Annotated in this window: 6 protein-coding genes and 1 riboswitch; of the genes, 2 read left to right on the top strand and 4 right to left on the bottom strand. The window is 34.7% G+C overall.

What is annotated here, in order from left to right; translation table 11 throughout:
- Positions 1-213: 213 nt before the first annotated feature.
- Entirely contained in the window at positions 214-618 is a 405-nt protein-coding gene (locus Q0838_RS12495) for a MerC domain-containing protein (RefSeq protein ID WP_298955680.1), read from the bottom strand.
- A gap of 44 nt (positions 619-662) precedes the next feature.
- Here Q0838_RS12495 and Q0838_RS12490 point away from each other — a divergent pair, with 44 nt between their 5' ends.
- Entirely contained in the window at positions 663-1,043 is a 381-nt protein-coding gene (locus Q0838_RS12490; protein ID WP_298955678.1) for a transcriptional repressor, read from the top strand.
- 24 nt (positions 1,044-1,067) lie between these two features.
- Here Q0838_RS12490 and Q0838_RS12485 read toward each other — a convergent pair whose 3' ends face one another.
- The 3 genes from Q0838_RS12485 to Q0838_RS12475 are packed head-to-tail and all read right to left on the bottom strand — an operon-like array spanning position 1,068 to position 4,035.
- Positions 1,068-1,829: an ABC transporter ATP-binding protein gene (locus Q0838_RS12485; RefSeq protein ID WP_298955675.1), complete on the bottom strand. Its 762-nt coding sequence runs from the start codon at positions 1,827-1,829 to the stop codon at positions 1,068-1,070.
- Positions 1,829-2,836: an iron ABC transporter permease gene (locus Q0838_RS12480; RefSeq protein WP_298955672.1), complete on the bottom strand. Its 1,008-nt coding sequence runs from the start codon at positions 2,834-2,836 to the stop codon at positions 1,829-1,831. The genes Q0838_RS12485 and Q0838_RS12480 overlap by 1 nt, the downstream gene beginning before the upstream one ends.
- Positions 2,837-2,877: 41 nt before the next feature.
- Positions 2,878-4,035 (bottom strand): ABC transporter substrate-binding protein, encoded by a 1,158-nt coding sequence (locus tag Q0838_RS12475; protein ID WP_298955666.1) that lies wholly within the window; start codon positions 4,033-4,035, stop codon positions 2,878-2,880.
- A 125-nt stretch (positions 4,036-4,160) separates the two neighbouring features.
- Positions 4,161-4,375, top strand: a riboswitch (cobalamin riboswitch).
- 134 nt (positions 4,376-4,509) lie between these two features.
- On the opposite strand from Q0838_RS12475, the gene Q0838_RS12470 reads away from it, so the two are divergent.
- Positions 4,510-6,468 (top strand): TonB-dependent siderophore receptor, encoded by a 1,959-nt coding sequence (locus Q0838_RS12470; protein ID WP_298955663.1) that lies wholly within the window; start codon positions 4,510-4,512, stop codon positions 6,466-6,468.
- Positions 6,469-6,507 lie beyond the last annotated feature (39 nt).

Genomic DNA, 6,507 nt, shown 5'->3' with positions numbered 1-6,507 from the left:
ATAAGCTTTACAGGCATCATCATTGGGTAGTTCTTTTATAAAGTTTAATATATCTTGACCTTCTATTTGCTGCATATACTATGTTTTAAAGGCGTTAATATACGGCAATTAAATGACTAACTCAATTGTTTTTTTATCAAAACAGCCTCCGTAAATTAAGGTGTGTCTGTGTTATGCGATATATGATTATCACCTATCAATTCTATTTCTTTTTTATCCATTTTTAATACAGCATTTATTATCCCGACACTGACAATATTTCAAATTATATAAATGTAATACAGCCAGTAGAGTAGCGGTTATGTAGGTTATAAATTCTGGTATGGAGAACACCTCAATTTTTTCATTAACTATAAGTAATAGTAGAATACTCCAGCTCACCCATAAATGTGGTTTCATGATTTTTCTATTTGTATTTTGAGTAGCATGATATATAGAAAAAAACGATATAATTATAAATAAATAATCCAGATTAGTCCACCAGATAGGTTTAGTAATTTCCTGATTCATTGCAGCGGCATGTGATAAGAATAACAATGGAGTAATAGCGCAATGTATAACACAGAGCATACTTACGGCAGCACCTACTATGCCTGGCTTTGGTACTAATAATATCATAAAGTCATTTTATTAATGCAACTTAGTTTGAATAAATTTGTGAAATGGGGATAATAAGAAAAACAGCGTCTATAGATTTATTACTTAATGAATTTGAGCAAGAATCTAACGCCATATCTGCGGTAGATTTAATTAAACGTTTAGATAAACAGATTAATAAAACAACCATTTATAGAGTCTTAGATAAGCTAGAAGATGATGGTGTTTTGCATTCCTTTTTAGGTTTTAACGGTGTAAAATGGTATGCAAAATGTAAAGGTTGTACAAAATCTGTACACAAGGATTTCCATCCTCATTTTCAGTGTTTGAGTTGTGGCACAGTAGATTGTCTCCATATTCATGTAGAAATTCCAGAGATACCTAATCGCGAGGTTTTATTCTCACAGTTATTAATTCAGGGTAAATGTGAAACATGTGCTGTATGAGAATAAAAAATAATTTTAATGAAATCAGCCCTTAAATTTGAATTGAATAATTCCGTTTTCAAAAGCTACATGTTTTGAGGGGAAAATTTCTTGGAGTTTATTAGATGTTATAAAATCATTTTTAGTTTCATGTACAATAGATCCTTTATGAATACTCACAACTTCGTCACAAAGAGACATGGCTAGTTGTATCTCATGAGTGGCATAGATAATAGTCTTATTATGTTCATGACAGTAATCTCTTAACTGTAGGAGTAAATCTGCCTTGTGGTTGATATCCAGATGGCTGGTAGGCTCGTCCATGAGAATATACTCAGCATCTTGCACTATAGCACGCGCTATTAAAACTCGCTGCAGCTGTCCATCACTTAAAGTACCTGCCTTGCGATTTTCCAATTGTTTTAAATCAAAATTTTCTAGAGCTTCATTTATTATATCGTGATCTTGAACAGCTAGTTTACCTATATAGTTGGTATATGGAGCGCGACTCAATTCTAGCAACTCTCTGACACTTAAAAAAAGACTGAACGATCGCTCTGTTAGTACTACAGATATATATTTAGATCGTTCTACCGCCGTATAACCGTTCCTGTTTTTATCGTTAATAAAAACATTTCCATCGATGAGGTGTTGACCACTTGCCATGGCTCTTAATAAGGTCGATTTACCAGAACCGTTAGTTCCTATGATGGATATAAATTTCGCTTTCGCGAAAGCGAGATCTCCATCAAAACCAGCAACAACGCAATGACCATAACCTACCTGTATGTTTTCTAATCTTATCATTAAAAGTGTAAATTACGTTTTCTCATAATAAGCCAGATAATAAGCGGTGCACCTAGCAATGATGTCACTGCATTAATAGGTAAGGAGTAATTTGAAAACGGTAGTTGTGATACCAGATCGCAAAAAAGTAGGAGCGTGGCACCTAATAATATTACCGTTGGGATTAATACTTTGTGATTTACAGTAGGTAAAATTAGTCTTGATAAATGTGGTACGGCTAGTCCTATAAAAGCGATAGGACCTGCATATGCTGTGATGCTGCCGGCTAAAATACTTGTGATGAGTATAATAATCCAGCGTGTTTTCTTAATATTTATTCCTAAACTCAGTGCATAATTCTCACCTAATAGCAAGGCATTGAGCGGTTTTATAATCCAAATTAATAATAAAATGGATATTAAAAACATGGAACTTATAATGGCAAGATCAGTCCAGTTTATAGCACCTAAACTACCCATGGACCAGAAAACATAACGTTTTAATTGCTCACTAGAGCTAAAATAACTTAAAATACCTACCACAGCACTACTCAAACTACCTACCATTAAACCTACTATTAATAATCCCATGGTGTCTTTGATTCTAAGTGACATAAGTATGATTAACAGTAGGACAGCAAGACTACCTACTACACTTGCTGTTATGATTCCCAACCCAGAAATACTGCCTATTCCTAATGCCGTTGCTCCCATAATTATGAGGGCTACACCTAGTCCTGCACCACTAGAAATACCGAGAACAAAAGGACCAGCCAGCGGATTCCTAAACAAGGTTTGCATCAATAACCCTGCGATGGCAAGACCTGCACCAGTGAGCACAGCCATAACAGCTCTAGGTAATCGCAATTGCGTAATGATATATCGAACTGTCTTGCCAGTTTGTGGGTTTTCTAGACCTAACAACGCATCCATCACTTGATATGGTTTTATGTAAACCGTACCTAGACATATGTCTGCAATGAAGAAGACTAGTAGTAAAATACTCAGTATGACAAATTGTTTTTTCAATGAATGAAAGGAATAGATTATTTGCTAATCGAACTGTAAATTTAGTCTTCTAGTGGTTTAAAAAAATACAATTCATGATCCAGTTCTAATTTTGGATGTAAAATCTTAACGAGATCTTTTAAAACTAGATCTGGTCGCATGCTGGCTTCTTCGTAATAGGTAACACCACCTTTCTCACCTAAGGTAAGTGCATGTGTATAAATTTGCTTGTTCTTAAAAGCATCAAAAAGCCCGTATGATTTATTATCTGTGAGCATTTTTGAATAACTAGAATACTGTCCAGGTGCAATCCAGTACTGGGCATCGCGACCGTCAGTTAATACTTTTTCTATGCTATAAGCTAGTGAACCGCTACCTTGTGAGTCTTTATAAATATAATTTGCTCCTGCATCGTTTAAGATTTTTCCTTGCCAGGAATTTCCATAAGGTAAATACCAGGTGTCTTTCCACGTCGCACCACTCAAAACTTGTGGTTTATCTTCGGTTTTTACTAATTCTAAGGTTTTTAGATATTCTTTTTCTATAGAATTAAAAATACTGTCTGCCTCTTTTTCTTTACCGTATAAAACACCAAAAAGCTTAATCCACTCTGCTTTACCTAGTGGATGTTCTTCCACCCATTCTCCATTATACATAACTGGTACGCCAGCTTTTTGAATTTTTTGATACGTAGGATTACTGTCGTCTATACTAAAACCCATAACCATATCTGGCTCTAGAATTATAGTTGCCTCTACATTCATAAGGTTGTTAGTACCTAGTTCTTCTACATGACCGCTTTCTATTAGAGATCTAACTTCTGGCGAGCTTATGTAATCGCTAGATGGGAAACCTATCAATGATTTTTCTTGTTTTAATAAAACCAGTGGTGGAATATGAGTAGTAGATGTAGCAACTATTTTATCAATAGGTATTTGAATGGTAACAGGCGCATCTGGCTCCGTAATTAATTCACTATCTTTATTTTGAACTAGTTTAAAAAGATAGTTCACCTCACTATCTGGCCATGGATTCACTATGGTTACATAATATCCAGTATCTGTAGATTGTATATGAAAACCTTGTGCATATTTTACTTCTATATGCTCCAAAGCGGACAGGTTAGATCGTTTTGATGTATTTTCTCTATGATGTTCTACATTTTTACAAGATTGTAAAATCGTACACGTCGCGATAATATAGAATACTATTTTTTTCATAGATATCAAAAGTAGTCATTTAGTAAGGGATCAATAGATTCAGTTTATTAATTTGGTTAAATATGTCAATAAAAAACATTCTAGAAGATAATAATAGTATTTTCGCGGCTTGAAATTTGGTTTTTTTAGTTGAATGAAAGTCTCGCTTTCGCGAAAGCTAAAAAATTAAAAGGGAATCTAGTGCAATTCTAGAACTGTTCCCGCAACTGTAATCAAAACGTCTTTTAATGAAGACGTCTTATAAATTTTATAAGATAAAATCAATACAGTCACTGAGCCAGGCTTGGGAAGACGATTTTATTTTGGAGTCAGGAGACCTGCCATTTTTTCAAATTAATTATTGTTCATCTTCGGGATAGAGATAGCGATGGAGTTTTTTATGTCAGGTCGAGCCCAGTCGAGACCTTATGCGTGTGTTATATCGCAGTTTATAGAACTCTTCAAAATGCCTTTCCTGAGCCTAAAAACCTAAAAATGAAAAAACAAATCATCGCTCTAAGCGCAATGATCGCGGTAGCTGTGTCGGGAAATGCACAAGTAGATTCTACTGCAACAAAACTGGAGCAAGTTATTGTAACAGCATCTTCAAAATTTGATTTACAACGCAAAGACAGCGGTAAACCAGTAATTAAAATCACAAGAGCAGACATAGAAGCACAACGTGCAGCTAACATCGCAGACCTTCTTAACCAGTATGCTGGTATAGAAATTAATGGTTCTAGAAGTAATGCTGGTCAAAACCAGAGTTACTTTGTAAGAGGTGGTAACAGCCGTCAGGTAGCTTTCTTAATCGATGGCGCTCAGGTTAATGATCCAAGTAATATTAATGGAGAATTTGACCTAAGACTAGTAGATATAGACCAAATAGAAGAAATTGAGATTTTAAAAGGTGCTGCAAGTACACTTTATGGTGCAAACGCAAGTACTGCGGTAATCAATATTAAATTACGTAAAGCACCAGAATCTGGTGTACGTGTGAGTGTTGCTTCTTTTATAGGAACAAATAAAAGTAGAGAACAAGCTAATAATGGACCTGATGAGTACAACAACAGTGTGCAACTACAAGGAAGTACTAAAAGTGGTTTTACTTACGGTGCTGGTTTAAATCATCAAAGTACAAACGGTCTCAGTGCAGCAGAAAGTGCTGACGATAATGTACAGTTTCAGGCAGACGAATTTAATCGTATCAATCTTTTAGGTAGAGTAGGTTATGATAATAATAAAAACTTAAAAGTGAGTAGTTATTTATCATTTGACGAGTACGTTGCAGAATTTGACAACGGTGCTTTTACCGATGGAGATAACGAGACGTACAGCCGCCAGGTAAGATGGGGAACTAATGCAAACTGGAAATATTCTGACAAAGGAGAGATCGTTTACAATGGTGTAACTACCGCAACTCGCAGAGATACTAGAAGTGGTTTTCCTTCTTTATATAATTCAAACGGAATCTCAATAGACTTATATAACAAGTATACATTTCAATTAACAGAAGAATCTAGCTTAAAAACTATTTTAGGATTCAACTTTAAGAATGAAGCGTATGAAGATTTCAGTATCCCATTCGGTAGTACAGAATTTGCACAAAATGCAGATAAGGATAATGTAAACTTCCAGATTTATGATCCTTATTTTAACGTGGTTTATTTAAGCGGTACTGGATTTAACGTTAACGCAGGTGCACGTTATAATTCACATAGTAACTATGATGGAAAGTTAGTTTATAACATTAACCCATCGTATAGATTTAATCTAGGTGATAATACCTTGAAAGCTTATGCTAGTTATAGTACTGCTTATATCACACCATCTTTGTTCCAACTGTATGCTAACGGATTCGGTAATGAAGAGTTAGAGCCAGAAGAAAACAAAACTTTAGAAGCAGGAATTTCTTGGAGTAAGAATTCTTCTAGTTTAGGTGTTACTGTTTTTCAACGTGAAGAAGATAATCTAGTACAATTTGTAACTGTAGATCCAGTTAACTTTATCTCTCAATACCAGAATGTAGAAGAAGAACTTACTGCAAGAGGTGTAGAGGTTATGGGACAAACGCTTTTATTTGATAAAGTAAATCTTACAGCAAACTATACATTTACAGAAAGAGAAAACGTACCACAATTGAGACGTATTCCTAAGCATAAGGTAAATGCTAGTGCTAGAGTAGAGGTGTTAAAACGTGCGTTCTTAACAGCAAGATACCAGTACAATCACCAGCGTGCAGATGCATTCTTTGATCTGAATACTTTTAGTACTCAAAATGTAGAATTAAAAAGTTATCAATTAGTGGATCTAGACGCTACTTATAAATTGAACAATAAAGATGTTACTTTCTTTGCAGGTGTTTCTAATTTACTAGATGAAGATTATCAAGAGGCAGTAGGATTTCAGACTAGAGGTAGAACTTACAAAGTAGGTGTACGTTTAGGATTCTAAAAATCAATACTTTTAAACTAAAAAAGCAGCTCAAATTGA

The sequence above is a fragment of the uncultured Nonlabens sp. genome, from assembly GCF_947495285.1.
Classification (GTDB): domain Bacteria; phylum Bacteroidota; class Bacteroidia; order Flavobacteriales; family Flavobacteriaceae; genus Nonlabens.
Note: the sequence above shows the minus strand (reverse complement) of the source record. Positions and strands in the feature narration are given on the sequence as shown.